This is a genomic window from Kocuria sp. CPCC 205258, from assembly GCF_040981005.1.
GTDB lineage: Bacteria > Actinomycetota > Actinomycetes > Actinomycetales > Micrococcaceae > Kocuria > Kocuria rosea.
Genome location: NZ_JAVKPS010000002.1, coordinates 536,222 through 562,063 on the forward strand (window position 1 = coordinate 536,222; position 25,842 = coordinate 562,063).

The window sequence follows — 25,842 nt, forward strand, 5'->3', positions numbered from 1 at the left end:
TCCGACGGCAAATAGACTGTGAGGCGTTCCAGACCCCCGATCATGGAGAGCGTGAACCAGCCCGATGGGCCCATCGCCTGCGAGACCCGGGTCGTCCGACGACCCGGGCGACAGTTGTCCTTTTCCCGCAACAGCTGACCCCCGCCGCAGGCTCCGGCCCGGCTCTCCCGATCCAGGAGTGAGCCCCCGATGATCGGAGCGATTCTCACCCTGCTCCTCGGCATCGTCGTGATCCTGGCGATCATCGCCGCCAACGGGTACTTCGTGGCCCAGGAGTTCGCCTACATGTCGGTCGACCGCGTCAAGCTCGGCGCGCGCGCCGAGGCCGGCGACAAGGCCGCCCAGCGCGCCCTGAAGGTCACGCGCCGCACCTCCTTCATGCTCTCGGGCGCCCAGCTGGGCATCACCGTCACCGGTCTGCTCATCGGCTACGTGGCCGAGCCCATGGTGGGGGAGTCCGTGGGCGTGCTGCTCGGCGCCGCCGGGGTGCCGGCCGCGCTGAGCATCTCGGTGGGGACGGTGGGCGCGCTGGTCGTGGCCGCCGTCGTGCAGATGATCTTCGGGGAGCTGTACCCGAAGAACCTGGCGATCGCCAACGCCGAACCGCTCGCCCGCGGACTGGCCCGCTCCACCACGATCTACCTCGGCCTCTTCGGGTGGCTGATCACCGTGTTCGACCACGCCGCCAACGCGCTGCTCCGGCTGTTCCGGATCGAGCCGGTGCACGACGTCGACACGACCGCGACCGTGGAGGACCTCGAGCGCATCGTCGCCGACTCCCGCGAGAGCGGGGACCTGCCCGAGGAGCTGTCGGTGCTCATCGACCGCATCATCGACTTCCCCGACCAGGACGTGGAGCACGCCATGATCCCGCGGTCGCAGGTCGGCACGGTCTCCCCGGACACCACCGTGGGCGAGCTGCGCGTCCTCATGGCGCAGGAGCACACCCGCTACCCGGTGATCTCCGCGACCGAGGAGCCCCTCGGCGTCGTCCAGCTCGCCGATCTGCTGCGCGGCGGCGTGCCCGATGACGCCGCGGTCTCGACCATGATGGCGCCCCCGCTGGTGCTGCCCACGCTCATGTCGCTGCCGGACGCACTGGCGCAGCTGACGGAGTCGCGCAACGAGCTCGCCTGCGTGATCGACGAGTACGGCGGCTTCGCCGGCATCCTGACCGTCGAGGACCTGGCCGAGGAGCTGGTCGGGGAGATCACCGACGAGCACGACGACGAGCCGCCCGCCACCATCACGCCCGAGCACGGGGACACCTGGCGGATGACCGGCGACATCCACGTCGACGAGGTCGAGCGCGCGGTCGGCCACGAGCTGCCCGAGGGCGACTACGAGACCATCTCGGGCCTGCTCATCGCCCAGCGCGGTGAGCTCCCGGTCTCCGGGGAGGTGGTGCGGGTCGAGCTGCCCGACGACCCCCGCGATCTCGTCCTCGACCGGCCCGTCCACCGGGTGCTCGACGTCGAGGTGCTCGAGCTCTCCCGGCACGTGCCCAGCGAGCTGCTCGTGCGGCTCGTCGAGACCACCGCCGAGGGCGCCGACCCCGCGGAGAACACCACCGCCCGGACCGGCGCCGAGAAGGAGGAGGACCGATGAGCGATCCCCTGGTCGTCACCGCCGTGACCGTGCTGCTCATCGTGCTCAGCGCGTTCTTCGTCATCGTCGAGTTCGCCCTGCTGGGCGCGCGCCGCCACCGGCTCGAGGCCGAGGCGGCGACCAACCGCGCCGCCCGCGCCGCCCTGCGCGGCATCAACGAGCTGACCATCATGCTCGCCGGCGCCCAGCTGGGCATCACCGCGTGCACGTTCGCCCTCGGCGCCGTCACCAAGCCGGCGGTCGACGCGTGGCTCAGCCCCGTGTTCGCCTCCTGGGGCGCGCCCGAGGGGCTGGCCGACGGCGCCGCCTTCGGTCTCTCCCTGCTGTTCGTGACGTTCCTCCACCTCGTGGTGGGGGAGATGGCGCCCAAGTCGTGGGCGATCGCGTACCCGGAGACCTCGGCCAAGCTCATCGGCGTGCCCTCGCGCGGCTTCATCTGGGTCGTGCGGCCGCTGCTGGTGTGGGTCAACGCGATCGCCAACCGGCTGGTCGCGGCCAGCGGCGTCACCCCGGTGGACCGGGCGGCCGTCGGCGGCCAGGACGTCGACACGATCCGGCACCTCGTCGAGCACTCGGCCTCCGTGGGCGCGCTAGACCCGTCCTTCCGCACCCAGCTCTCCGGCGTGCTCGAGCTCGAGCAGCTCACCGTCGAAGCGCTGGTCGCACCGGGCGCGACGCCGACCACCGTGCCGGTCCGGGCCACCGCGGCCGACGTGCAGGCGGCCGCCGCCCGCTCGGGGCACCTGCGGATCCTCGTGGAGGACCCCGGCGCCGGCACGCCCGGAGTGGTCCACGTGCGCGACACGCTGCTCGAGCCCCCGGACCGGCCCGTCCGGGACCTGGCCCGCCCCGCGTTCGTGCTCGACGCCGACACCCCGGTCTACGAGGCCCTGGCCCGGATCCGCGCGGCCGGGGAGCAGTTCGCGGCTGTCGTGCACGAGGGCCGCTTCGTGGGAGTGATCACCCTCTCCGACGTCCTGCGGCGGGTCCTGCCCCGGGAACTCGCCGCCGACAGGCCCACGGGCCGGTGAGGAGGACGGGACCGTCCCACGACCGGGCGGCGGCGGCGTAGCGTAGAGCGTCCGGGCGCGACCGCCCCGTCGTCGTCCCACCGCCCCGCCGCCCCGCTAGGAGACATCACCCGTGGAACCCCTGCTGCTGGAGCCCCTCACCCGCTTCCTGACCGTGGAGCACGCCGCGGACCTCACCGGGCTGGCCGCGCGCATCCCGGGCTCGGGGTTCCTCTGCTTCTACCCCAACGACGAGGAGTACACGGGCTTCGTCGACGGCACGGGCCGGCTGTGGCTGCGCGGGGACGACGCCACCCCCGCCCGGGAGCTGCTGGAGGTCCTCGAGCCGCCGTTCCGCATCGCCTACCCGGTGGCCCCGGCCGTCACCGGTGACGAGGAGGCGGTCGTCTCCGCCGGGGTGCTCCAGACCCCCGAGGAGCTGGAGGCCTACCGGGCCCGCTTCGCCGACGTCGAGGGCGAGGCGGACCTCGACCACCAGGCCCACGCCGTGGACGCGGTCGGCCAGCACTGGACCCTCATGGCCGGCACCGAGCCGGGGGAGGTGCTCGCCCTGTGCTTCGGCCGGGACGAGGCGGGGGTGCCCTTCTCCGAGCAGACCACCTTCACCGCCGAGTCCCTGCCCCTGCCGGTCACCGTGGTGGAGCTCGACTGACCGCCGGCCCCTCGGTGACGGGGGCCGGTGCCGCTCCCCGGGCGTGACGGGTCAGGCGGCGTGCGGGACCGCGCCGGTCCGCGCCGGCGCGCCGGCGGCCTCGAGCGCCGCCCGGACCGTGCCGAAGTTCGCCGCCGTCTCCGCCAGCGCACCGTCCACGGTGGAGGTGGCGTCCAGCTCCGCGGCGGCGTGCAGCCGGGCGCGCGTGCCGTGCAGGTGGGCGCTGCGCAGGACCGGCACCCACTGGCCGTGCCCGGCGGCGTCGGTCCAGCCCACCAGGCCCGCGAAGACCCCGCGGGGCCGCGGCTCCAGCTCACGGATCAGGGACAGGGTCTCCCGGTCCGGGGCGCCGGCGGCCGCACGGTGCAGCGCCACCGCGGCGTGCAGCGCGCTGGTGCCCCGGTGCAGCCTGCCGGTGAGACGGGTCGCCAGGTGCCAGGCGGCGTCGGTGCCCGGCACGCTGGGCTGCCCGGGCACGTGCAGGGACGCGGCGAGCGGTGCCAGGCGGCGGGCCAGGTGCTCGACGACGTGCTGGTGCCGCCGCCGGGCGGCGGGGGAGCGCAGCAGGACCTGCTGGGCGGCCGAGTCGCCCGAGACCGTGGGGTGCCGTGCGGCGCTGCCGGTGTGGGGGTGGGAGGCGAAGCCGGTCGGGCGCACCTCGGCCGTCAGCTCCGGGCCCGCACCGAGGACCGTGCCGCCGTCCCGGGGGTGCACCAGGAAGGCGTGGCCGCCGGCGGCGCGGGCCACCAGCTCGTCCCACAGCCGGTCCAGATCCGCGGGTGCGGGGAGTTCCAGGTCCAGGGCGCGGGCCAGCACCAGGTGCGGGGCGGCGCCGCGGCCGATGCGGTCCAGGGCCTCGGCGAGCGCCTCGTGGTGGTCGGGGTCCGGCGCCGGGGCGGCGGGCACGAGCTGCCGAGCCAGGGGCACCGGGGCCGTGGGCGCCGGGCGGGGCGCCCACACGGGCCGCTCGGCGAGGAACAGGTCGGCCGGCTCGTCCGGGTCGAAGGGGATGGTGCCGCACAGCACCGGCCGGGCCTCCCCGCCGGGCCGGGTGCCGGCCATCGCGCGGGTGACCTCGTCCAGCCGGGCCAGGACCGAATCCACGCGGCCGTCTGTGATCCGTCCGGCGGGCAGCTCCCGGTCCCGGCAGGCGAGGAGGAGCCCGTGGCGGCCCGCGAACGCGAAGTCGCCCTCGAGGCCCCGTGCGCCGCTCCCTGCCTCGTCCCGGGGCAGGGGGACGGGCGTGCCGGCGGGGGGCGTCGTGCCACGGAGCATGGGCGGGGCCTTCGGTCGAGCGGACGGGGTAAGGGTACCCTCAGTGGTTCGTGGCTCGACTGTAGCAGTCCGTCCGCGGATTAGCTGACACTTCTCTGCTCTAATTCGATGCCGATTTCGGCCGTCGGGGCTGCGTGCCCGGCGGCGAGCTGCTCGTAGGGGAGTGCCCCTATCGGCGGCGGGTCTCCGCGACCGCCAGGAGCCCTCCGACCAGGAACACGACGGTCGCGGCCAGGACCACCAGCAGCGGGACGGTCCACCCCCCGGTGCCGGAGTTCAGCGCCCCGATCAGCGGCGGGCCGACCGTCGCGGCCAGGTAGCCGCTGCCCTGGATGCGGGCGGAGGTCGCCGCGGCCTCGGCGTCGGTGCGCACGATGCGCGCGACGATCGAGAAGATCGTGGTGAAGCCCCCGCCCTGGGCGACGCCGCCGACGGCGGACCACACGAGGTAGCCCTCGGGGGCGATCAGCAGCCCGACCGGGAGGGTGATCCACAGCGCCCCGATGACGGTCACCGGCACCCACGACGGGGCGCGGGCGGCCAGGAGGGGCACCCCGAGGGCCCCGGCGATGGCGGCGACCTGGAACAGGGAGGCCCCGGCCCCGGAGGCCGCCAGGCTCAGCCCGCGGGTGTCGGCCAGCAGGGTGGGCAGCCACGCGGTGACGGAGTAGTAGGAGATGGCCTGCCCGCAGAAGGCGAGGGTCAGCCACCAGCCGATGCGGCGGATCTGCGTGGTGCCCCGGGCCTGGCGCAGCGCCCCGGTGGCCGTGTCGGGTTCGGCCGGGGCGGGGGTGGCGCGCGGCGTGCCGGCCCGGCGGCGCGCCACGACCAGCCAGAACACCAGGGCCGCCAGCGTCAGCACGCCCCAGGAGACGAGCGCCCAGCGCCAGCCGACCACTGCGGCGAGCGGGGCGGTGCCCAGGGCGGTGATCATCGACCCGAGGTTGAGGGCGGCGGTGTAGGCGGCGGTGACCGTGGGGATCCGGCGCCAGGGGACGTCGCGGCGGATGATCACCGGGACCACGATGTTGCCGACGGCGATCGCGGCGCCGATGACCACGGTGCCGGCCAGGACCACCGGGGCGGGACCGGCCGAGCGGATCACGGTCCCGGCCAGCACGCCGCTCAGGCACACCAGGACCGCGGCCTCCGGGCCGAAGCGCCCGATGAGCTTCGAGGCCAGCGGGGTGGCCAGGGCGAACAGCAGCACCGGCAGGCCGGTGAGCAGGCCCGCGGTCGCCGCCGAGAGCCCGAGGTCGGACTGGAGCTGGGTGATCACCGGCGTCGGGGCGATGATCGGCCCGCGCAGGCTCAGTGCGACGAGCACGATGCCGACGACGACCCACGGCAGGGCGTGCGCGGGCACGGAGCGCTGGCTCATCTCGGTCCTCCCCGACAGTGCGGTGATCTGGTGCAGTGATCTCCTGCCGGCGGGGCAGGTGCTCCTGCCAGCCTGCCAGATCCGGGCCCGGCCTCGGGACGGGTTCCCCTGTTCCCGCACGCATCGGCCAAAATGAATGTGATGTGGATCACATAAGCGCACGGGAATGGGATACCATGTCAGGTATGTCTCACCTCAGCCGGCTGCTGGACCTCGGATCGATCTGCCTGGACGAACCGGCGGAGGACTGGCGGGCCGCCATCGCGCTGGCCGGTGGGCTCCTCGAGCGCCAGGGTGCCATCAGTGCCGAGTACACGCAGGCCATGATCACCAGCGTCGAGGAGAACGGCCCGTACATCGTGGTGGCGCCGGGCTTCGCCTTCGCCCACGCCCGGCCCTCGGAGGCGGTCCACCGCACCGCGATGTCCTGGGTGCGGTTGGCCCGGCCGGTGGAGTTCGGGCACGCGGCGAACGACCCCGTGACCCTCGTCGTCGCCCTCTCCGCGAAGGACCAGAAGGAGCACCTCCAGGCCATGCGGACACTGGCCACGCTGCTGGGCTCGCCGAGGACCCGGACCGCCCTGGACGAGGCGAGGACCCCGGAGGAGGTGCTCGCCGTGCTGACGGAGGAGGCCCCGGCGCCGTCCGGGAGACCGTCGACGACGGACGAGGCGCCTGCCGCGGAGCCGGCGGCGACGACAGCGGCGGAGGCGACCGCGGACAGCCGGAACAAGATCCTCACCGTCTGCGGCAACGGGCTTGGCACCAGCCTGTTCCTCAAGAACACCCTGGAGCAGGTGCTCGACCACTGGGGGTGGGGCAAGTACCTCACGGTCGAGGCGACCGACACCATCTCGGCCCGCGGCAAGGCCAAGGAGGCCGACCTGATCCTCACCTCCGGGGAGATCGCCCGCACCCTCGGGGACGTCGGCGTCCCCGTGAAGGTGATCGAGAACTTCACCAGCACCACCGAGCTCGACGCCGCCCTGCGTGAGCTCTACGACGTCTAGAAGCAGGTGTTCCCGTGAACTGGCTCGTCAGCATCCCCGAGTTCCTGGTCAGCGAGATCCTCGCCGTCCCGGCGTTCCTCATCGGCATCATCACCGCCGTGGGCCTGGCCGCCCTGCGCAAGAGCACCGGCCAGATCATCGGCGGCGCCATCAAGGCCACCCTCGGCTTCCTGCTGATCGGCGCCGGGGCCACCCTCGTCGTCGCCTCCCTGGAACCCCTGGGCGCCATGATTCTGGGCGCCACCGGCGCTCAGGGCGTGATCCCCACCAACGAGGCCATCGCCGGGATCGCCCAGGCCGAGTACGGGGCCCAGGTCGCGTGGCTGATGATCCTCGGCTTCGCCGTGAGCCTGCTGCTCGCCCGCTTCACCCCGCTGCGCTACGTCTTCCTCACCGGCCACCACGTGCTGTTCATGGCCACGATGCTGACCATCATCCTCGCCACCGCCGGGTACGGCAGCTGGGTGACCGTGGTGCTCGGCGCCGTGCTCCTCGGCATCCTCATGGTCTCCCTCCCGGCGCTCGCCCACCCGTGGACCCGCAGGATCACCGGCGACGACAGCGTCGCCATCGGCCACTTCGGCACCGCCGGCTACATCGCCGCCGGCGCCGTGGGCCAGGTCGTGGGGAAGAAGAGCCGGTCCACCGAGGACACGAAGCTGCCGGAGGGACTGCGCTTCCTCCGCGACTCCATGGTGGCCACCGCCCTGTCCATGGCCTTGATGTACGTGGTCCTCGCCGTGCTCTTCCTCGCCCGGGCCGGGACCGAGGAGGCCTTCACCGCGTTCGAGGGCGGCGCCACCGGGATCGGCAACTACATCATGATGTCGATCACCCAGGGCCTGCAGTTCGGCGTGGCCGTGGCGGTCATCCTCTTCGGCGTGCGCACCATCCTGGGCGAGCTCGTCCCGGCCTTCCAGGGCATCGCCGCCAAGGTCGTCCCCGGCGCCATCCCGGCCCTCGACGCCCCGATCGTCTTCCCCTACGCGCAGAACGCCGTGCTGCTGGGCTTCATCTCCAGCTTCGTGGGAGGCCTGATCGGGCTGCTCGTCCTCTCCGTCTGGCTCAACCCCGCCATCGGCCTCGCCCTGATCCTGCCGGGGCTGGTGCCCCACTTCTTCACCGGCGGCGCGGCCGGCGTCTACGGCAACGCGACCGGAGGGCGTCGCGGGGCCCTCGCCGGCGGCTTCGTCAACGGCCTGATCATCACGTTCCTGCCCGCGTTCCTGCTCTCGGTCCTGGGCGCCTTCGGGGAGGAGAACACCACCTTCGGCGACGCCGACTTCGGCTGGTTCGGGATCGCCGTGGGCTCCGCCGCCAAGATCGGGTCAGTCGGCGGCATCGTGGTCATCTCCCTGATCGGGCTCGGGGTGCTGGTGCTGGCGATCGTGGTGCAGCGCAAGGTGGTCGACACCCGCTGGGACCCGGCCGCCGGCCGTGCCTGGCCCGGGACCGCGGGCGCCCCGGAGACCGAGGACACGGCGGCCCCGGGGGCTGCCCGCTCGTTTCCCAAGATCGCGCCGCCGAAGGGCGCGCCCGCTCCGCCGCCGCCCCCGAGCTGAGCCGCCGGGCCTAGCTCGCCCGGCGCGCCGCGGGGTCAGGAGTTGCGGCCCCGCGCGGCCACGGTCCAGCGCTCCAGCAGGGCGCCGTCGCGCACCACGGCCACGTCGTCGACGAGGTTCATGGTCAGGCACACGTGGTTGGGGATGACGCGCAGGCGCTCGCCGAGGGCGGGCAGCGGCGCGTCCTCGGGCCAGACGACGGTGGCGTGGTGCTCGGACAGGGCCGTGATCCGGGCGTCCGGGTGGTCCATCAGTCGCCCGCAGCCGGTGGCCCAGGCGGGCCGGTCGCTGCCGAGGACCTTGCTGCCGGCGTCCAGAACGGTCCGCCGCGGCACCCCGTGGCCGCCCTCGTGCCGGCTGACCACGGTCGCGGCCACGGTGAGGGCGATGTCCTCGAGGACGCACCGGCCGAGCTCCAGCTGCTGGGCGTCGCCGAAGACGTAGACCCCCGGCCGCACCTCCGTGGCCGTGGCGCTGTCGGTCAGCAGCGCACTGGGCGTGGAGCCACCGCTGCGGCGCCGCACCTCGAAGCCCGCGGCCGCCAGCTGCCCGGCCGCCCGGTCCAGGGCCTGCTGCTCCTGCGCGGCCGCCTCGACCGGCATGCCCGGGGCGTAGCTGTGGCCCGGGAAGGTGAAGACGCCCTCCACGCGCAGCCCGGCCCGGGCCGCGGCCCGGGCGACGTCCGCGGCGTCCTCCGGGCGGACCCCGCTGCGGTGGTGGCCGCTGTCGATCTCCACGACCACGGCGACGTCCCCCGCCGCGTCCCCCAGCCGCTCGCCCATGACGGCGGCGGCCTCGGCGGAGTCCACCCCCACGCTGATCCGGGCCGCGGCGCTCAGCCGGCGCAGGCGCTCCGCCTGGCGCGGGCCGACCCACAGCGGGTACGCGATGAAGAGGTCCTCTGCCCCGTGCGCGGCGAAGACCTCGGCCTCCCCGAGCGTGGCCACGGTCAGCCCGGCCGCGCCGGCGGCGAGCTGCAGCGCCGCGATCTCCGGGACCTTGTGCGTCTTGGCGTGCGGGCGCAGCAGCAGGCCCCGCTCGCGCACGGCCGCGGCCATCCGCGCGATGTTGCGCTCGAGCACGTCCCGGTCGATCAGGACGTCCGGGGTGTCGACCTCTTCGGGGATGCGGTGCATGGGGCTCCTCGTGCCGGGAACGATCTGCTGAACTCCGTCCAGCGTAGAACCGTCGGTCCGCCGCGCCCCGCACGGACCACGACATGTCCCCTGACTGGGGGACATCCTGCTCGGGGCACGGCGATGGAGGCCTTCAGCAGCCACGCGGTGGCTGGAATGCTCGACTTCATCTTCGGTGTGACTGGGATGAAAATTCTTCGACTGACGTAACAAAAATCGATTCACATTGACCTAGAGTTGTTCCCGTTGGTGAAGGCTACGTTGTGTGCGAGGTGTCCCCCACACCTTTCCCCTCGACTCATGTGGCATTCGGAGGTCACCATGAACCAGCTCTCGGTCCTACTGCTCACTGCCCCCACCCTGTTGCGGCACCGTGCCGAAGACGTGATCGACCGGCGTCAGAACGACGTCGTCTGGGCGCTGATCGTCATCCCCATCGCGGTGGTCATCGCACTGGGTCTGATCACCGCCTGGTTCATCTACTGCCAGCGGAGAGGCATGTGGCCGGCCATGGACATGCCATCCTGGAGCTCCGGTGGCACGTGGAAGCTCTACTGCAAGAGATAAGCCCACTAGCGGCAGGCGGGCAGGACATTGACACCCAAGCGGTACGTCTGTGAGGTCGAAGAAGTCGGCAAGGACTACGGAGCCTTCCGCGCCGTTCGAGAGCTTTCGTTCGCCCTGTCTCCGGGAGAGGTCTTCGGACTCCTCGGTCCCAACGGATCGGGCAAGTCCACCACTCTCCACATCCTCACGGGGCTGCTGGCCGCAAGCCGGGGCCTCGTGACGATCAACGGTGCCGACATCCAGGACAAGGAGTCTCGGCGCTGGATCGGCTTCGCGCCCGATGACCTGCCACTGCCCACGTCGCTGACGGGGTCGGAGTACCTGCAGCTCCACCACCGGCTCCGCCGCCGTGACGATCAGCGCACGGCGGCGGAGCTGGGCGACGTGCTCGGACTGACCAAGGCTCTGGGCCGCTCGATCAGCGACTACTCACACGGCATGAAGCGCAAGCTGCAGCTGATCGTGGCCGTGATGCACTCTCCCCGGCTCCTGGTGCTGGACGAGCCGTTCCGTGGTCTCGACCCGGAGGCCGCTGCCGTGCTGCGGGAGCTGCTGACCGTTTTCGCCGCCGCGGGAGGCGCCGTGCTGATCGCCACTCACGACATGCTGCGGGCGGAGCAGGACTGTGACAGGGTGCTGATCCTCCACCAGGGGGAACAGGCCGCCTTGGGCAGCCCGCACTCCCTGCGCGAGTCCTTCGGCGGCCTCTCGACACTGGAGGACGTCTTCCTCCATGCCACCCATCTCGATCAGCTGCAGGCCCAGCGTCGGCAACAACTGCATGCGGCCCTCGGGGCCACGAACAACTAGGGAGAACCGTGATGAAGAAGACTTCCAGTTTCATGGGCGCGGCGCTGACCGGCGTGGCCGGGGGCGTCGCTGTGGCCTTCCTCCTCTGTGTGGCCACCGCCGCCGTCGCCCTCACCACCGGGAGCCATGCGTCCGTGCCTGGCATGTTCTCCGCGTGGGCAGGCACCGAGAACGGGGCCTTCGCCGTGGAGTTCCAGCCGAACGGGGTGGGTCTGCTCGTGGTGGTGGTCGGTTGCGCGCTCCTGAGCGCCCTGCTCGCCGTCCGGCGGCGTCAGGACACTCACGGGGCCGAGGGCTCGCACTGATGGATGCCGTCACCGTGGCTCGGACGGCTTTCGTCGCCTGGGCCCGGGAGACGGCTGCTCAATTGCGTCTGACCGTGGCGACGGTCAAGACGCTGGCCGTGGCGGCGACTGTCACCGCCTTCGCCTTCGGAGTGCTGCTCACAGTGCTGTCAGGAGGTTCCGGTCCCGCGCAGGAACAGGGGCTGACAGCGGGGAAGCTCTCGTTCATCATGGGCGGGGCGTTCTTGACGGTGAGCCTCCTGACGGCGCTCTTCGCCATGCTCGCCCCGCAGCGCCATGCGCTCGCCACTGTGCTGGAGATGCTCCCGGTCTCACGGCCGGCGGCTTTTGCGGGTCTGCAGGCACCGGTCCTGGTGCTGTCCTACCTGCTGGCCCTGAGCCTGGTCATGCCTTCGATCGCGGAGCTGTGGCGCGCCGCCGACGGCAGGGCTGTCACTGCCGCCGTGGGCACCGTATTCCTGCTGCTGTTCATGTTCTGCTCCCAGGTGATCCTCCTGGCCGTGTTCCAGGGGTTGGGATACCTGTTCCGGCGGTGGCTCCGACTCCCGCGGTACTACGCGCTGACCTTTTCGGGGGCGTCCTGTTTCGGGCTCGGCGTGCTGCTGGTCGGCACGGATGTGCTGCCGGTGCCCAGCAGTCTGGAGGACCATGCCACCGGCGTGCGGGATTTCGCGCCGCACCGCGTCTGGAGTCGTGCCCTCGCCCCGCTGTGGACCGGAGGAGTCCTCTCCTGGCCGGACCTGCTGATCGGCGTCCTCTGGGTGCTGGTGCCCTTCCTCCTGATGCTCGTGGTGTCCCGGACGGACATCGACAACCAGGAGGATGTTGCGCTGCGCGTGCTGGCGAACACATCCCTGCCGTCCAGGCGGTTTCTCGCCGCCACGTACGTCGATGCGCTGCAGCTGATCCGCACCCACCAGTTCGTCGTCCTCCTTCTCCTGCTCACGCTGTCGCTGGGGGGAGTGCTGCTGCTGTCCCGTCACGCGGAGTTCGGCTTCATCGCGCCCCTGGTGGCGCCCGGTCTCGCCGTGGCCCCCTTGGCCCTGGGCATGCAGTCCTACGGTGTGACTGCCGCCGCGCACTGGGTGCTCCGCCACCTGACCGCTCGGCCGGCCGCTTGGGCGATGCCCAAGTTCTGCGCCGCTGCGGTGGTCGCACTGGTCGTGTCCGGCGTGTTCGTGGGCACGCTTCTCGCCGCGGGACTTCTCCTGGTCTCGCAGTGGCCCACGCTGATCGGCAGCGCTGCTCTGCTGTGGCTGGCAGCCATGATCGGCGGCGTCCTGGTCCCGTTCAGCAGGGAGCAGCCACTGGGCAGCAGTGCGACCGGGTTCACCGTCTTCCTGCTGTACTTGCTGTCGTCCACGGCGGCGTCCTGGGCGGCCCCGAAGTTCGGGTGGGCGTTCGGCGGGATCGCCGTCCTCGGGGAGATCACCGCCACAGTGCTGGTGGCGGCCGTGCTGGGGATCTTCCTGGCCGGCCTCGCCGAGCGGGTCTCCGAGGATGCCTGACCACGCCGCGGCTCTCCGGGTGCGGCCCGCCCGCGGACTCGCGGACACCGCCCCGCTGTGGGCTTATCCGCCGCTGGGACTCTCGACACCGGCTCCATCTGCAGCACTGGACGCGGGGAGCACCCCGGAGGAGCAGTCACGAGCGGCCCGCGCTGCAGACCTCGGTCTCGCCTGCGTCCACCGGGAGCCCGCCCGATCTCTCGGAGACGTCCTGGTTCGCTGGTCACGTGCTCCTGCCCTCCCGACCACCGTTGCCGTGGTGCTGCCCCCGGGGCGGGCGGCGGCACTGGCCGGTGCTTCCCACGCCATGCTGAAGGTCATGGGGTGGCCGTTCACAGCGGTCGTCGTGGCGTGGCTGGTCCTGCACGCGGCGGGTCAGGCTGTGCTCGCGACGATCGCCGGTGCCGTCCTGCTCTTCCTGCTGTCGTTGGTCCTGCACGAACTTGGCCACGTCGTCGTTTTCCGGGTCGTGGCACCCCGTGCTCCCGGGATCTTCACCGCCCGGACGGGCAGGTTCCGGCTGATCCGCGGAACCCTCCCGACCGGCCGGGACATCGCAGTCACCCTGGCGGGCCCGGCCGCACCGTTCCTGCTGCCGGCCCTGCTCGCTGCCCCGCCCTTCGGGGCGCCCGTCCAGTTCTGGGCCGCAGCGGCCATCGCCTTCGGCCATGTCTCCCTGCTTTTGCGGAGGGACGGTGACGGCGCGATGTTGCGGGCCGCTGTCGGTCGGCCGACCGTCCCGTGACCGGACGCCGGTCGTGCTGGGCCGGCAGTACCTCCGGTCGGCTCGCGCAGTGTCAACAGCAGTGTGCGCACGGCCAGCCGCCGGGGCACAGATCCGTGGAGGGAGCTGCAGACCTCGGTGATCCGCAACCACCCCGACCCGGGCGTTCCCGGCGTGGACCCAGGGCCGGGAGGTGAACGAGCTGGAGGCAGCCCTCGACGCGCGGGGATGCCACCGGCCCGGGGCTCAGGCGAGCGGCCACCCGAGGCTCGGCCCCAGCAGCAGAAGAGTGGACACGATGACGAGGGCGACGGCCGCCGCGATCACGGCGGTCCGCCCGGTGCTTCGGGGATGCGGTGCGTGGGGCTCCTTGCCGGAGCCTGGATCGGTGGATCGTCGGTCAGGGGGTCGGTGCGTCGCCGGGGCCGTCGTCATCGACCAGGGCCCGGACCGCCTCGTCGTCCTCCAGGATGAGGCTCAGCAGACGGGCCACCGCGCGGTTGTTGCTCGTCTCGTTCCAGGCCACGTGCAGATCGGCCCGGTTCAGGTCCGCCAGGCCGGCAGGACCGGCCAGCTCCTCGAAGACCACCCCCGGGGGAGAGAAGTCCATGGCCGAGGCGGGCACCAGGCTCACGCCCAGGCCGGCCGCCACGAACGCGAGCAGGGCGGGGACCTGGCTGGCGAGCTGGGTGACCACAGGATGTGCTCCGGCGCTCTCGTACAGCCGCATGACCAGGTCGTGGAAGTACCGGGCCTCGGAGGTCGAGTACATCATGAGGGGCAGGCCGTCGAGCTGACGCATCCGCACCCCGTGACCGGTGGCGAGGAGGTGCCCGTCGGGCAGTGCGGCCACGAGCCGGTCCTCCATGTGGGGCCGGGTCACCACTCCGGAGCGGTTGACGATCGGCCGCAGGAGGCCGATGTCGATGGTGCCCCGTGAGAGGGCGTCCATCTGGTCCACGGAGACGGCCTCCCGCAGCACCAGGTGCACGCCCTCCATGTGCTGCCGCGCGAGCCGCAGGATGCCCGGCAGGCTGGACTGACCGGCGATGGCGGTGTAGCCGATCACGATGGAGCCGGCGTCGCCCGTGGCCACCCGCCGGACGTCCAGCTCGGTCTTGGCGCACAGGTCCAGGATCTGCCGGGCGCTCGGCAGCAGCGTCTGACCGGCCTCCGTGAGCTGGACCTTCCGGCTGCTGCGCTTGAAGAGCTGGGCGTCGAGCTCACGCTCCAGCAGCTGGATCTGCCGGCTCAGCGGAGGCTGCGTCATGTTCAACCGCGCCGCCGCGGCGCCGAAGTGGAGCTCCTCCGCCACGGCCACGAAGGACTCGAGCTGGATCAGGGAATACATCAATCCACTCCTTGAATGATTGAGTGCCTATTTTAGCTTGGACAGGCATGGTCGGGCCTCTCTAGCGTGGAGAGGACCGACGGCCCGTCTCCACGGCCGTCCCAGGAGAGGACCACCCGAGATGCCCTTCATCCACGCAGACCGCGACGTCGCGGAGCCCTCCCTCCACTCCCGGCAGACGGTCATCACGGGCGTGACCGTGACGCCCGTGGCGTTCACCGACCCGCCCCTGCTGAACACCGTGGGCGTGCACGAACCGTTCGCGCTGCGGGCGGTCCTGCAGGTGTCCACCGACGCCGGCGTCACGGGGCTGGGCGAGACCTACGGGGACGCGGGTCACCTGCAGCGCCTGCGCCTGGCGGCCGAGGCCGTCGTGGGCGCGGACCCCTTCAACACCAACGACCTGCGGGCCCGGGTGACCCGTGCTCTCGCCGCGGACACCGTCGCGGGCGGCCACGGCATGAGCGGGATGGTCACGGGCTCCTCCACCGCCGACCGTGTGCTCTCGCCCTTCGACGTCGCGGCACTGGACATCCAGGGCCGGATCCTGGGGGTGCCCGTCAGCGAGCTCCTCGGCGGACGGGTCCGGGACGCCGTGCCGTTCAGCGGCTACCTCTTCTACAAGTGGGCCGGGCACCCGGACGGAGCCAAGGACTCCTGGGGGGAGGCGCTCGACCCGGACGGCATCGTGGCGCAGGCCCGCCGGATGGTGGACGACTACGGATTCACGGCCCTCAAGCTCAAGGGCGGGGTCGTTGAGCCCGACGCCGAGGCGGAGGCCGTCGAGGCGCTGCGCGCGGAGTTCCCCGCACTGCCCCTGCGCATCGATCCCAACGGGGCGTGGACGGTCGAGACCTCGGTGCGCATCGGGCGCCGGCTGGAGGGGGTCCTCGAGTACCTCGAGGACCCGACGCCCGGCATCCAGGGCATGGCCGCCGTCCGGAACCGGGTGAACCTGCCGCTGGCCACCAACATGTGCGTGGTGAGCTTCGCGGACCTGCCGCCCGCCCTCGCCGCCGGTGCCGTGGACGTCGTGCTCTCCGACCACCACTTCTGGGGCGGTCTGCGCCGTTCGCAGACTCTCGCCGGGATCACCGAGACCTTCGGGCTGGGCCTGTCGATGCACTCGAACTCCCACCTGGGGATCAGCCTCGCGGCCATGGTCCACCTCGCCGCCGCCACCCCGAACCTGGACTACGCGTGCGACACGCACTGGCCGTGGAAGGACCCCGACGAGGACGTCGTCCAGCCGGGCGTGCTGTCCGTCGCCCACGGCGCGGTTGCCGTGCCGGCGGGACCGGGACTCGGTGTCGAGATCGACCCGGACGGCCTCGAGCGCCTGCACCGCCAGTACCTCGACTGCGGTCTCCGCGAGCGCGACGACACCGGCTACATGCGCCGCGTCCAGCCCGGCTACGAACTCGCGAGCCCCCGGTGGTGACCGCGCCGGCCCCCGAGGTGCTGGACGTCGTTGTCACGGACCCGATCATCAGCCGCTTCGCGGAGCGTCTCACCGCGGCGGCCCCGGAGCACCGGTGGCGGTTCCTGGCCGACGCCTCCGCCGCCGACAGGGCCGCGGCCGTCGCCGGCGCCGATGTCCTCGTGTGCTCCCGTCTCGAGGCCGCGGAGGCGGCGTCCGCGCTGGCGGTCCGCCTGGTGCAGGTGACCGGCGCCGGCCTGGACCGCGTCGCCGTCCAGGCCCTGCCCGCGCAGGCGTCGGTGGCCAACACCTTCCACCACGCCCGCCCCATCGCCGAGCACGTGCTCATGTCCGTGCTGGCGCTCTCGCGGCGGCTGCTCCCTTCCGACCGCGAGCTGCGGGCGGGCACTTGGCGCACCATCGCGACAGACCCGGGCGTCCCGCTGCACCCGACGCTGGACACGATGACCCTCGGCGTCCTCGGACTCGGCAGCATCGGTCTCGAGACCGTCCGCCTGGCCGAGGCCGTCGGCATGTCCACGGTCGCGGTCCGGCACCGCCCGGACGCCCCGGTGCCCGACGGCGTGCACCCGCGCTGGGTCGGCGGACCGGCCGACCTGCCCCGGCTGCTGGCGGAGTCCGACGTCGTCGTCGTCACCGTCCCGCTCACGGCCGCCACCGAGGGCATGATCGGTGCGGCGGAGCTCGCCGCGATGCGCCCGACGGCGGTGCTCGTCAACGTCGCCCGCGGTCCGGTGGTGGACGAGGACGCCCTATACCGGGCGCTGGTCCAGGGGGACATCGCCGGCGCCGCCATCGACGTCTGGTGGGGCGTCCCTGCCCCGGGCCGCACCCCACCGGCCGACCTGCCGTTCGCGGAGCTGGACAACGTGCTGCTCACACCGCACCACTCCGGGCATGCCCGCAGCACGTTCGAGGGCCGCGCCGACGACATCGCCGACAACGTCGTCCGGCTCGCCCGCGGCGAGGAGCTCCGCAACGTGGTGCGCCGCGGGACCCCGCCCGTACGGTCACTCCACCAGTAGCCGGGTCACCAGCAGCAGCGCGCCGCCGGCCGAGGCCGTCAGGGCCAGGATTCGCAGCCGGGCGGCGTCCAGCAGCCGGTTCACCCACCGGGAGAGCACGAAGCCGGCGACCACCGCGGGGCTGAGCCCGAGCACTGCGGCCAGCACGGCCGGTGTGACCGCCCCCGCCACCGTCAGCAGTCCGATGGACACCAGTGACCCCACGAGGAAGAACGCGCTCATGGTGCCCCGCAGCCGGGCGGGCGGCTGTCCCTGCCAGACGATCGCCATGGGCGCCCCGCCGATCGACGTCGCCGTGCCCATCACCCCGGACAGTGCTCCGGCCATCACCAGGTTCCGCCGGCGCGGTCCGGGCCGCCAGCCCAGGAACGCGGAGCCCACGCCCACCAGGACGCTGCCGGCCACGAGCCACGCCAGGGCGGTGGCCGGCATGACGACCACCAGCCAGGCCCCGAGCACGCTGCCGGGGATCCGCCCCGACAGCGCCCACCCGGCGCCGCGCACGTCCAGGTCCGCGCGCTCGCGGACCACCACCAGGAGCGTCACGAGTGTGGCCAGCATGATCACGAGCGCGGGCAGCAGCGCGGGGTCGACCAGGGCGATGACCGGGGCGGCCACCAGCCCCAGGCCGAACCCGATCGACCCCTGCAGCGCGGCGGCGACGAAGAACGTCGCCGCCAGGACGGCGAAGACGCCGAGACTCATTCCCGGGCGGACAGCGCGGTGGAGCCGGCCGCGACCGGCTCGTCCATCGGGAAGTAGCACTCCGCCGTGTGCACCACGTCGCCGCGCAGGCCCGGCATCGGCAGGGTCGTGCGGCCCGACGAGGAGGCGTCCTGCCGGGGCGGTGCGTCCGTGGCGCAGACGTCCTGGGCCTGCCAGCACCGGGTCCGGAAGCGGCAGCCGGAGGGCGGGTCCAGCGGTGAGGGCAGCTCTCCGCGCAGGACGATCCGTTCCGCCGGACGCTGCGCCGGATCCAGCTTCGGCGAGGCCGACATCAGCGCGGCCGTGTACGGGTGCAGAGGGCGCTCGAACACGTCCGCGGTGCGGCCCGTCTCGACGATCCGGCCCAGGTACATCACCGCCACGCGGTCCGTCACGTGCCGGACCACGGACAGGTCGTGGGAGATGAAGAGGTAGCTGACGCCGAGCTTCTGCTGCAGGTCGTTGAGCAGGTTCAGCACCTGGGCCTGGACGGAGAGGTCCAGCGCGGAGACGGGCTCGTCGAGGATGATCAGTTCCGGGTTCAGCGCCAGCGCCCGGGCGATGCCGATGCGCTGCCGCTGCCCCCCGGAGAACTCCTGGGGAGACTTCTTGGCGTCGGAGGGCCGGAGACCCACCAGCTGGAGCAGCTCGTGCAGCCGGGCGGAGCGCTCCCGGGTGGAGCGGTAGAGGTCACGGTGGGTGGTCCACGGCTCGGAGATGATCTCCGCGGCCGTCATCCGGGAGTTCAGCGAGGCGAAGGGGTCCTGGAAGACCATCTGCACGCGCCGCCGCCAGGCCAGGAGCTCCTTGCCCTTCAGCGCGAAGGGGTCCTGTCCCTCGAAGGACACGGTCCCGGAGTCGGGGCGCTCCAGCAGCATGAGGGTCCGGGCGAGCGTGGACTTCCCGCAGCCGGACTCGCCCACGAGCCCCAGGGTCTCGCCGCGGCCGACGGTCAGGTCGATCCCGTCCAGGGCGCGCAGACGGTTGTGGCCCGAGGCGCTCCGGGCCACGTGGAAGGTCTTGGTGACGTCCCGGACCTCCAGGGCGGCGCCGTGGTCGGAGTGCGGTCGATCCAGCAGTGCGGTCATGACTCGATCCCCTCGGAAACGGTGTCGGTGGCGAGCAGCTCGGAGTAGTGGCAGGCCGCCCGGTGGCCCGGGGCGACCTCGCGCAGGGCGGGGCGTTCGGCGCGGCAGCGGGCGGAGACCAGCGGACAGCGGTCCTGGTAGACGCAGCCGGGGGGGATGTTCCTCAGCTCGGGCGGGCTGCCCGGGATCGAGGCCAAGGCGGCGCCGCGCTCCCCGTCCACCGGCACCGACTCGAGCAGACCCTTGGTGTAGGGGTGGCGGGGGCGGGTGAACACCTCGTCCACGGGCCCGCTCTCGGCCACGGTGCCCGCGTACATCACGGTGACGTCGTCGGCCTCCTCGGCGACGACGGCGAGGTCGTGGGTGATGAGCACGACAGCCATCTCCTCCTCCTCGCGCAGCAGCCGCAGCAGCTCCATGATCTGGGCCTGGACCGTGACGTCCAGCGCGGTCGTGGGCTCGTCGGCGATGAGCACGCGCGGCCCGAGCGCCACGGCGGCGGCGATGAGGATGCGCTGGCGCATCCCGCCGGAGAACTGGTGCGGATAGGCGTCCACCCGGTGCTCGGCCTCGGGGATGCCCACGCGGCGCATGAGCGCGATGGCCTCCTCCCGGGCCTGCGCCGCCGAGAGACCGCGGTGGATGCGGAAGGACTCGCCGATCTGGACCCCCACCGGGTACACCGGATTCAGGGCCGTGAGCGCGTCCTGGAAGACGATGCCCAGCTCCGCTCCGGCGACCTTGCGGCGCTGCTTCGGGGACATGGTCGTCAGTTCCTTGCCGTTCAGCTGGATGCTGCCCCCGGCCACGTGGGCCACGGGGTCCAGGAGGCCGACGACGGCCTTGGCCGTCATGGACTTCCCGCAGCCCGACTCCCCGAGCAGCGCGCGGGTCCGGCCGGCCCGGACCTCGAAGCCGGCGTCGCTGACGGCGCGGACCGTGCCGGCAGGGGTGCGGATGTCGACGTCGAGCCCGTCGACACGGAGCACCACGGGGTGCTCGACGGCGGGACGGTGCGCGGTGGCGACGGGGGCGCTCGTGATCACTTGGACTCCTGGGAATCGGTCCGGACGATGAACTTCCTGCGCTTGGCCAGGGTGAGCCGCCAGCGCTGGGAGGGATCCGTGGCGATCCGCAGCCAGGCGGCCAGCATGTTCGCCGAGATCGCGGTGACCACGATCGCCACACCCGGGAAGATGGACAGCCACCAGGCCGTCTGCAGGTACTGGCGCCCCTGCGCCACGAGCAGGCCCCAGCTGACGTCGGGCGGCTGGATGCCGATGCCGAGAAAGCTCAGCGAGGACTCGGCGAGCATGACGTAGCAGAACTCGAGCGTGGCCAGCGTCAGGATGGAGGGGATGACCACCGGGATCACGTGCCGGCGGATGATCGTGTTGGGCCGGGCCCCGAAGGTTCTGGCGGCGTCCACGAACGTGCGGCTCTGGAGCTCGGCGGACTCGGCACGTGCCGTTCTCAGATAGATGGGGATGCGCGTGATGGCCAGGATGAGCACGATGTTCGCGATCGACGGGCTGAAGACGTAGAGCACGACGACGGCGAGCAACAGCGAGGGGAAGCTCATGATGACGTCGGCAACCCGCATCGAGGCGTTCTCCCGCCATCCCCGGTGATAGCCGGCCCACACGCCCCACAGGGAGCCGATGAGCATGGCGATCAGCACCGCCGGCACGGACACGAGCAGGGTCGTGCGGGTGGCGACGACGAGTCGGGCCAGGAGGGAGCGCCCCAGCGAGTCGGAGCCGAGGATGTACTCCCAGCCGTTGGCGGGGTCGAACGGCGGCTTGTTGGCGAACATGAGGTCCTGCCGGGTGTCCAGCGGGCCCATGAGCATCGGGCCGAAGATCGCCGTCAAAAAGACGAGGACCAGGATGACGGCACCGGTGCAGGCGAACTTGTCCCGCAGGAGCATGCGCAGCATGCTGGGGTGCCCCGAGCCCTTGTCCTGGGGCGCCGCGGGCGCGGACTCCGGGGGCGCGATCTCCGCGGGATCCAGCGGTCCGTCCGCCGCCCGTCCGTCCTGGGTGAGCTGACTCATGGGTTTCTCCTATGCCTTGGCGGTGGTCAGGGCGCCCGGGACCACGGCGGCGGGAGCCGGCGGCTCGGTGGGGGCGGAGGGCTTCCTGGAGGTCTTCGGCCCCGGGGAGGCCGGCCGGACGCGGGGGTCCAGCAGCGCGTAGGCCAGGTCGATGACGATGTTCAGGACGAAGATCGCGATGGCGGTCAGCAGCACACAGGCCTGCAGGACGGCGAAGTCCCGCTGCAGGATCGAGTCGATCATGAGCTTGCCGATGCCGGGCCAGCCGAAGATCGTCTCGACGACCACCGCACCGTTGATCAGGCCCACGGTGAGGTCTCCAGCCACGGTCAGTGCCGGCGCCGCGGCGTTGCGCAGTGCGTGGCGGGTGACCACCCGGGACTGGGAGGCGCCCTTGCTCCGGGCGAGCTTGATGTAGGGCTCGGAGAGCGCGGAGACCATGGCGCCGCGCACCACCTGGACCAGTGCCCCGAACGGCCGCATGACCAGCGTGGCGATGGGCAGCACCCAGGCGGCGGCTCCACCCACGCCGGAGGTGGGAACCCACCCCAGGGTGATGGCGAAGATCCAGATGCCGACGATCGCGAGCCAGAAGTCCGGGATGGAGGCTGCGGCCATGGAGATGAAGCTGGAGATCCGGTCCGCGACGCCGTTGGGCTTCAGGGCGGCCCAGCTGCCCACCAGCACGGCGAGCACGATGGCGAGGACCATGGTGATCGCGGCGAGCTGGAGGGTGGCCGGGAAGGCCCGCAGCGCCATCGCCGCCGCGGACTCCCCCGTCCTGAGCGAGGTGCCGAAGTCGAGCTGCAGCACCCCTCCGAAATAGTCGGCCATCTGGACCAGCAACGGCTGGTCCAGCCCGTTGCGGGCCGCGAAGTCGTCACGCATCTGCTGCGTGGCGTTCAGCGGCAGGTACAGGCTCGCCGGATTGCCGGTGAGCCGGGCCAGCGCGAAGACACCGACGATGACGACCGCCAGCGGGATGGCGCTGGAGACGATCCTCTTGCGCAGATAGGTCAGCATGACTTCCCCTGTGTTCTCGTGTGTCTGTCCTCGGGCGTCTGTCCTCGCGCTCCGGCCGGCTACTGCGCGGGCCGCATCTCGGCGAGGCGCAGCTCGTCGCCGGACGAGGAGTTGGGCTCGTACTCGACGCCCGCGGACTTGCCGAGCATGCCGGTCTGGTGCGCGATGTGGGCGAACTGCGTGACGTTCTCGTTCTGGTACTCGAAGATCTCCTCGTAGGCGGCCTGCCGGTCCTCGCCCGTGGCGGCACCCGCCTCCTCGATCATGGAGTCCAGCTCCGGGGTGCCGAAGGAGCTCTGGGCGCCGTCGGAGAGCATGTACTGGTCCACGGTGAACGCGGCGTCGCCGGCCTGGTTGCCGTGCTGCGTCAGGAGGCCGATGTTGCCCTCGTCCTCGGCGAACGGGCGGACCTGGTAGGTGAGGTGCTGGCTGGTCTCGAGCATCTTGAGGTTGACGTTGAGCCCGGCCTGGCTGAGCTGCTCCTGGAGGACCTGTCCCAGCTCCTCGATCTTCGGGAACTGTGCCGAACGCACCACCAGGCTGATCGGGGCGTCGGTGTTCACGCCGTCGGCCTTGGCTTCCGCGACGAGGCTCTTGGCCTCCTCCGGGTCGTAGGGCCACGCCTCGAGGCTCTCGTTGTGGCCGACGACGCCCTTCGGCACGAGCTGCGCGGCCACCTGGTCGCGTCCGCCGTAGAGGCTGGCGACGATGCCCTCCTTGTCGATGGCGTAGTTGACGGCCTCGCGGATCCGCTGGTCGCTGAAGGGCTCCTCGTCGGCGTGCATGCGGATGGCGATGGTCTCGTTGTTGGGGTAGCTGACACCGAGGTCCCCGATGCTGTCCTCGGGGCTCAGCCCGGTGGCGATGTCGGCCTCGCCGGAGGTGATCATCGCGGCGCGCACGCTGCTCTCGGACCGCCACTCGTACCGGGCGTTCTGATAGGCGGGCTGCTCGCCCCAGTAGCCGTCGTAGGCCGAGACGGTGATGTTCTGGCCCGGCTGCCACGAGTCCAGCTGATAGGGGCCGGTGCCGATCGGCTCGCGCACCTTCTCGGTCATGGAGGTCTCGCTGGGCACCACCTCGAGGAAGGACAGCCGAAGGGGCAGGATCGGATCGGCCTGCGGCGCGGTGACCGTCAGGGTGGTGTCGTCCACGACCTCCACGTCGAGGTCGTCGTCACCGAACACGTAGCCCTCGACGTTGCAGCCGAGGTCGGAGTTGACGGCCCGCTCGATGGTGGCCGCGGCGTCCTCCGCGGTGAAGTCGCTCCCGTCGTGGAAGGTGACTCCTTCCTGGAGGGTGAAGGTCCAGGCCTGGTCGTCCTCGGAGCTCCACTCGGTGGCCAGCTTCGGCTCGAGCTCGCCCGTGGTCGGGTTCCGCTCGACGAGCGGCTCGGTGATGGTCGAACGGTCGACCACGCCCGTGCTCGTGAGGTTCGCCTCGCACGGCTCGAGCGTCGGAGGCTCCTGCTGGAGGACCACGCGCAGGGTGTCCGAGGCTTCGCCGGATCCCGCGGCGTTCTCGGAGTTGGCGACGGAGCACCCGCTCAGCAGCACCCCCGTGCCGAGGGCGGCGGCCGACAGGGACACCAGTCGGCGGGGGCGGCCGGACTTCGGCGCGATGGTGGTGGCGGCAGGGCGCGGCAGATCGAACGTCATGGTGTCCTCCGAGAACGGGAATCGAGCGGTTGCCGGCCTCGACGGACTCCGTGGGGGCTGTCCGGCGGCCGGGCGTATGGACAGCGTGGGACCGGCCCACACGGCGGTCAAGGAGCCGGACGGCCGTGACGGCGCCCCGGACGGCCGCGGAGGAGCAGTTCGATGCGGTCGCCGGATGTGACTTCCGCTACATTCCGCGGCGTACGGCAAATCAATGCCTCAACAGCATTGATCCATGCAATCTATGTGTTGGACGGCATTCGATGCGCTCCTTACGTTGCACTCATGACCAACTTCGCTCCGGCTGCGGCCGAGTCCACCGTCCAGAGCGCCGGCGCCGGGATCCTCCAGGTGGGCCCCGTCAATCCCACGGTCCAGGCCGTGCTGGCCTCCGAGTTCGGGGCGGCGCGCCTGCCCGACGCCCCGGGGGAGCGCGAGGTGTTCCTGGCGGAGCACGCGGACGAGGTCCGGATCGCGGTCTGCTCCGGCAAGGTCGGAGTCGACACCGATCTGATGCGCCGGCTCGGCAACCTCGACGCGATCGTCAACTTCGGCGTTGGCTACGACGCGACCGACGTCGACCAGGCCGCGACGCGCGGGATCCCGATCAGCAACACCCCCGACGTGCTCACGGACTGCGTCGCCGACACCGCGCTGGCCCTCTACCTGGACGTGCTGCGGCGGATCTCCGCGGCCGACCGCTACGTCCGGCGCGGGGACTGGGAGACCAAGGGCAACTTCCCGCTGGCCGTGCGGGCCTCCGGAAGAAGAGTGGGCATCCTGGGGCTCGGGCGCATCGGCGGCGCCATCGCCCGCCGGCTCGAGGGCTTCGGGTGCGAGATCCACTACCACAACCGCCGCCCGCTCGAGGGAACCGCCTACACCTACCAGGAGTCCGCGGAGGAACTGGCCGGGGCGGTCGACGTCCTGATCGTGGCCGCGGCCGGGGGCCCCGCCTCCGTGGGGCTGGTCGGCGCGTCCGTCCTGGCGAACCTCGGACCCGAGGGCTACCTGATCAACATCGCCCGCGGCTCGGTCGTGGACGAGGAGGCCCTGGTCGCAGCACTCCTGGGGGAACGGCTCGGCGGCGCGGGGCTCGACGTCTTCGCCGACGAGCCCCGCGTGCCGTCCGCCCTGCGGTACCTGGACAACGTGGTCCTGCTGCCGCACCTCGCCAGCGGAACCGTCGAGACCAGGGGCGACATGGCCGAGCTGACGCTGGCCAATCTGCGCAGCTTTCTCGACGGCGGCACGCTCCTCACGCCCATCTCCTGAGTCCCGCGCTCCGGCCCTCCCCGGCCGGGAAAGGAAGTCGACCATGACCATCGCCGTTGGTTTCTCGAACACCCCTGAAGGATCGGCGGCGGTCCGTGCCGCCATCTCCGAAGCCGTCCTCCGGCGCACCGGCGTCTCCCTCTTCGTCCCGGCCGAGAACGGCACCGTCCCGCACGCGGACGTGCTGGCGGACCTGCGTGCCGAGGCCGGAGCATCCGGGATCGCCCTGGAGCTGCGCACGCTGGGCCAGGACGACGACCTGGGCGATGCGCTCATCGACGCGTCGTACCAGCCGGGCGCCCAGATGGTGGTCATCGGTCTCCGCCGCAGATCTCCCGTCGGCAAGCTCCTCCTGGGATCTTTGTCCCAGCGGGTGCTGCTCGAGGCCGGATGCCCCGTGCACGCCGTCAAGGTCAGGGTGGGCCCTCGGGCTTGAGCGCCCCCACCTCGCAAGCCGTCCACCGCCCGAAGAGCCAGAGCAGAGGAAGTCATCACGTGAGCCAGTACACGCCCCAGGAACTTGCCGGACGTCTCAAGGACGGCTTGCTGTCCTTCCCCGTCACCGCGTTCGACCAGGACCTGCTCTTCGACGAGAGCGCCTACCGCCAGCACCTGGCCTGGCAGGCCTCCTACCCCGTGGCCGGGCTCTTC

The 25,842-nt window shown here is 72.0% G+C and carries 24 protein-coding genes and 1 pseudogene; 15 read left to right on the forward strand and 10 right to left on the reverse strand.

The genetic code is table 11. The annotated features are described in order from the left end of the window. The first annotated feature begins 189 nt into the window (after positions 1–189). The 3 genes from RF644_RS05770 to RF644_RS05780 all read left to right on the forward strand — a co-directional run bounded on the left by RF644_RS05770 (position 190) and on the right by RF644_RS05780 (position 3,291). Positions 190–1,608, forward strand: coding sequence for a hemolysin family protein (locus tag RF644_RS05770; protein ID WP_017831888.1), 1,419 nt, complete (start codon positions 190–192; stop codon positions 1,606–1,608). Continuing rightward, positions 1,605–2,639: a CNNM domain-containing protein gene (locus tag RF644_RS05775; RefSeq protein ID WP_368795777.1), complete on the forward strand. Its 1,035-nt coding sequence runs from the start codon at positions 1,605–1,607 to the stop codon at positions 2,637–2,639. The genes RF644_RS05770 and RF644_RS05775 overlap by 4 nt, the downstream gene beginning before the upstream one ends. A gap of 112 nt (positions 2,640–2,751) precedes the next feature. Then, the gene (locus RF644_RS05780; protein ID WP_017831890.1) at positions 2,752–3,291 is read left to right on the forward strand and encodes a hypothetical protein; all 540 of its coding nucleotides are present in this window, start codon (positions 2,752–2,754) and stop codon (positions 3,289–3,291) included. A gap of 51 nt (positions 3,292–3,342) precedes the next feature. On the opposite strand, the gene RF644_RS05785 is transcribed toward RF644_RS05780, so the two are convergent. Together RF644_RS05785 and RF644_RS05790 are read right to left on the reverse strand one after the other, a co-directional pair. Continuing rightward, positions 3,343–4,566 carry a chorismate-binding protein gene (locus tag RF644_RS05785; RefSeq protein WP_368795778.1) on the reverse strand — a complete coding sequence of 408 codons (1,224 nt, stop codon included), beginning with the start codon at positions 4,564–4,566 and terminating at the stop codon, positions 3,343–3,345. A 169-nt stretch (positions 4,567–4,735) separates the two neighbouring features. Further along, positions 4,736–5,947 carry an MFS transporter gene (locus RF644_RS05790; RefSeq protein WP_368795779.1) on the reverse strand — a complete coding sequence of 404 codons (1,212 nt, stop codon included), beginning with the start codon at positions 5,945–5,947 and terminating at the stop codon, positions 4,736–4,738. A 176-nt stretch (positions 5,948–6,123) separates the two neighbouring features. On the opposite strand from RF644_RS05790, the gene RF644_RS05795 reads away from it, so the two are divergent. Together RF644_RS05795 and RF644_RS05800 are read left to right on the forward strand one after the other, a co-directional pair. Next, positions 6,124–6,957: a PTS sugar transporter subunit IIA gene (locus RF644_RS05795; protein ID WP_368795780.1), complete on the forward strand. Its 834-nt coding sequence runs from the start codon at positions 6,124–6,126 to the stop codon at positions 6,955–6,957. Positions 6,958–6,971: 14 nt separating this feature from the next. After that, a complete protein-coding gene (locus RF644_RS05800) occupies positions 6,972–8,519 on the forward strand; it encodes a PTS ascorbate transporter subunit IIC (protein ID WP_368795781.1) in 1,548 nt (515 codons plus the stop codon). A gap of 35 nt (positions 8,520–8,554) precedes the next feature. On the opposite strand, the gene RF644_RS05805 is transcribed toward RF644_RS05800, so the two are convergent. Further along, positions 8,555–9,655, reverse strand: coding sequence for an alanine racemase (locus RF644_RS05805; protein ID WP_368795782.1), 1,101 nt, complete (start codon positions 9,653–9,655; stop codon positions 8,555–8,557). Between the two features lie 321 nt (positions 9,656–9,976). On the opposite strand from RF644_RS05805, the gene RF644_RS05810 reads away from it, so the two are divergent. The 5 genes from RF644_RS05810 (at position 9,977) to RF644_RS05830 (ending at position 13,590) form a co-directional block, all read left to right on the forward strand. Next, positions 9,977–10,222 carry a hypothetical protein gene (locus RF644_RS05810; RefSeq protein WP_368795783.1) on the forward strand — a complete coding sequence of 82 codons (246 nt, stop codon included), beginning with the start codon at positions 9,977–9,979 and terminating at the stop codon, positions 10,220–10,222. Between the two features lie 27 nt (positions 10,223–10,249). After that, positions 10,250–11,032, forward strand: coding sequence for an ABC transporter ATP-binding protein (locus tag RF644_RS05815; RefSeq protein WP_368795784.1), 783 nt, complete (start codon positions 10,250–10,252; stop codon positions 11,030–11,032). Positions 11,033–11,043: 11 nt separating this feature from the next. Continuing rightward, positions 11,044–11,337 (forward strand): hypothetical protein, encoded by a 294-nt coding sequence (locus RF644_RS05820; RefSeq protein WP_368795785.1) that lies wholly within the window; start codon positions 11,044–11,046, stop codon positions 11,335–11,337. 14 nt (positions 11,338–11,351) lie between these two features. Further along, positions 11,352–12,845 carry a hypothetical protein gene (locus tag RF644_RS05825; RefSeq protein ID WP_368795786.1) on the forward strand — a complete coding sequence of 498 codons (1,494 nt, stop codon included), beginning with the start codon at positions 11,352–11,354 and terminating at the stop codon, positions 12,843–12,845. A gap of 346 nt (positions 12,846–13,191) precedes the next feature. Continuing rightward, positions 13,192–13,590 carry a hypothetical protein gene (locus RF644_RS05830; RefSeq protein ID WP_368795787.1) on the forward strand — a complete coding sequence of 133 codons (399 nt, stop codon included), beginning with the start codon at positions 13,192–13,194 and terminating at the stop codon, positions 13,588–13,590. Between the two features lie 379 nt (positions 13,591–13,969). Here RF644_RS05830 and RF644_RS05835 read toward each other — a convergent pair whose 3' ends face one another. Continuing rightward, positions 13,970–14,920 (reverse strand): LysR family transcriptional regulator, encoded by a 951-nt coding sequence (locus RF644_RS05835; protein WP_133411624.1) that lies wholly within the window; start codon positions 14,918–14,920, stop codon positions 13,970–13,972. Between the two features lie 121 nt (positions 14,921–15,041). Between RF644_RS05835 and RF644_RS05840 the strand changes: the two genes are divergently transcribed. Then, positions 15,042–16,361 carry a glucarate dehydratase family protein gene (locus tag RF644_RS05840; protein ID WP_368795788.1) on the forward strand — a complete coding sequence of 440 codons (1,320 nt, stop codon included), beginning with the start codon at positions 15,042–15,044 and terminating at the stop codon, positions 16,359–16,361. Beyond that, on the forward strand, positions 16,355–17,386 hold the full coding sequence (locus RF644_RS05845; RefSeq protein WP_368795789.1) for a 2-hydroxyacid dehydrogenase: 1,032 nt from the start codon (positions 16,355–16,357) through the stop codon (positions 17,384–17,386). Before RF644_RS05840 ends, RF644_RS05845 begins: the two co-directional genes overlap by 7 nt. Here the strand turns inward: RF644_RS05845 and RF644_RS05850 are convergent. Genes RF644_RS05850 through RF644_RS05875 form a run of 6 tightly spaced genes read right to left on the reverse strand, consistent with a single transcriptional unit; the run spans position 17,372 to position 23,916 of the window. Further along, positions 17,372–18,091: a sulfite exporter TauE/SafE family protein gene (locus RF644_RS05850; RefSeq protein WP_368795790.1), complete on the reverse strand. Its 720-nt coding sequence runs from the start codon at positions 18,089–18,091 to the stop codon at positions 17,372–17,374. The two genes, RF644_RS05845 and RF644_RS05850, sit on opposite strands and share 15 nt — an antisense overlap. Next, the gene (locus tag RF644_RS05855) at positions 18,088–19,179 is read right to left on the reverse strand and encodes an ABC transporter ATP-binding protein (RefSeq protein WP_368795791.1); all 1,092 of its coding nucleotides are present in this window, start codon (positions 19,177–19,179) and stop codon (positions 18,088–18,090) included. Before RF644_RS05855 ends, RF644_RS05850 begins: the two co-directional genes overlap by 4 nt. After that, positions 19,176–20,225 carry an ABC transporter ATP-binding protein gene (locus RF644_RS05860; protein ID WP_368795792.1) on the reverse strand — a complete coding sequence of 350 codons (1,050 nt, stop codon included), beginning with the start codon at positions 20,223–20,225 and terminating at the stop codon, positions 19,176–19,178. Before RF644_RS05860 ends, RF644_RS05855 begins: the two co-directional genes overlap by 4 nt. Continuing rightward, the gene (locus RF644_RS05865) at positions 20,222–21,235 is read right to left on the reverse strand and encodes an ABC transporter permease (RefSeq protein WP_368795793.1); all 1,014 of its coding nucleotides are present in this window, start codon (positions 21,233–21,235) and stop codon (positions 20,222–20,224) included. The genes RF644_RS05860 and RF644_RS05865 overlap by 4 nt, the downstream gene beginning before the upstream one ends. A 9-nt stretch (positions 21,236–21,244) precedes the next feature. Continuing rightward, a complete protein-coding gene (locus RF644_RS05870; RefSeq protein ID WP_133411619.1) occupies positions 21,245–22,258 on the reverse strand; it encodes an ABC transporter permease in 1,014 nt (337 codons plus the stop codon). A gap of 59 nt (positions 22,259–22,317) precedes the next feature. After that, a complete protein-coding gene (locus RF644_RS05875) occupies positions 22,318–23,916 on the reverse strand; it encodes an ABC transporter substrate-binding protein (RefSeq protein ID WP_368795794.1) in 1,599 nt (532 codons plus the stop codon). Positions 23,917–24,201: 285 nt separating this feature from the next. Between RF644_RS05875 and RF644_RS05880 the strand changes: the two genes are divergently transcribed. The 3 genes and pseudogenes from RF644_RS05880 to RF644_RS05890 all read left to right on the forward strand — a co-directional run. Next, positions 24,202–25,191, forward strand: a complete 990-nt coding sequence (locus RF644_RS05880) for a 2-hydroxyacid dehydrogenase (RefSeq protein ID WP_368795795.1) — start codon at positions 24,202–24,204, stop codon at positions 25,189–25,191. A gap of 43 nt (positions 25,192–25,234) precedes the next feature. Then, positions 25,235–25,627 carry a universal stress protein gene (locus RF644_RS05885; RefSeq protein ID WP_368795796.1) on the forward strand — a complete coding sequence of 131 codons (393 nt, stop codon included), beginning with the start codon at positions 25,235–25,237 and terminating at the stop codon, positions 25,625–25,627. 59 nt (positions 25,628–25,686) lie between these two features. Beyond that, a pseudogene (locus tag RF644_RS05890) lies at positions 25,687–25,842 on the forward strand (5-dehydro-4-deoxyglucarate dehydratase); the annotation flags it as partial.

Coding starts and splice junctions, on each gene's coding strand:
- RF644_RS05795 (WP_368795780.1), top strand. CDS start 6,124: ATGTCAGGTATGTCTCACCTCAGCCGGCTGCTGGACCTCGGATCGATC.
- RF644_RS05840 (WP_368795788.1), top strand. CDS start 15,042: ATGCCCTTCATCCACGCAGACCGCGACGTCGCGGAGCCCTCCCTCCAC.
- RF644_RS05875 (WP_368795794.1), bottom strand. CDS start 23,916: ATGACGTTCGATCTGCCGCGCCCTGCCGCCACCACCATCGCGCCGAAG.
- RF644_RS05770 (WP_017831888.1), top strand. CDS start 190: ATGATCGGAGCGATTCTCACCCTGCTCCTCGGCATCGTCGTGATCCTG.
- RF644_RS05805 (WP_368795782.1), bottom strand. CDS start 9,655: ATGCACCGCATCCCCGAAGAGGTCGACACCCCGGACGTCCTGATCGAC.
- RF644_RS05775 (WP_368795777.1), top strand. CDS start 1,605: ATGAGCGATCCCCTGGTCGTCACCGCCGTGACCGTGCTGCTCATCGTG.
- RF644_RS05785 (WP_368795778.1), bottom strand. CDS start 4,566: ATGCTCCGTGGCACGACGCCCCCCGCCGGCACGCCCGTCCCCCTGCCC.
- RF644_RS05850 (WP_368795790.1), bottom strand. CDS start 18,091: ATGAGTCTCGGCGTCTTCGCCGTCCTGGCGGCGACGTTCTTCGTCGCC.
- RF644_RS05835 (WP_133411624.1), bottom strand. CDS start 14,920: ATGTATTCCCTGATCCAGCTCGAGTCCTTCGTGGCCGTGGCGGAGGAG.
- RF644_RS05855 (WP_368795791.1), bottom strand. CDS start 19,179: ATGACCGCACTGCTGGATCGACCGCACTCCGACCACGGCGCCGCCCTG.
- RF644_RS05810 (WP_368795783.1), top strand. CDS start 9,977: ATGAACCAGCTCTCGGTCCTACTGCTCACTGCCCCCACCCTGTTGCGG.
- RF644_RS05870 (WP_133411619.1), bottom strand. CDS start 22,258: ATGCTGACCTATCTGCGCAAGAGGATCGTCTCCAGCGCCATCCCGCTG.
- RF644_RS05885 (WP_368795796.1), top strand. CDS start 25,235: ATGACCATCGCCGTTGGTTTCTCGAACACCCCTGAAGGATCGGCGGCG.
- RF644_RS05790 (WP_368795779.1), bottom strand. CDS start 5,947: ATGAGCCAGCGCTCCGTGCCCGCGCACGCCCTGCCGTGGGTCGTCGTC.
- RF644_RS05880 (WP_368795795.1), top strand. CDS start 24,202: ATGACCAACTTCGCTCCGGCTGCGGCCGAGTCCACCGTCCAGAGCGCC.
- RF644_RS05865 (WP_368795793.1), bottom strand. CDS start 21,235: ATGAGTCAGCTCACCCAGGACGGACGGGCGGCGGACGGACCGCTGGAT.
- RF644_RS05820 (WP_368795785.1), top strand. CDS start 11,044: ATGAAGAAGACTTCCAGTTTCATGGGCGCGGCGCTGACCGGCGTGGCC.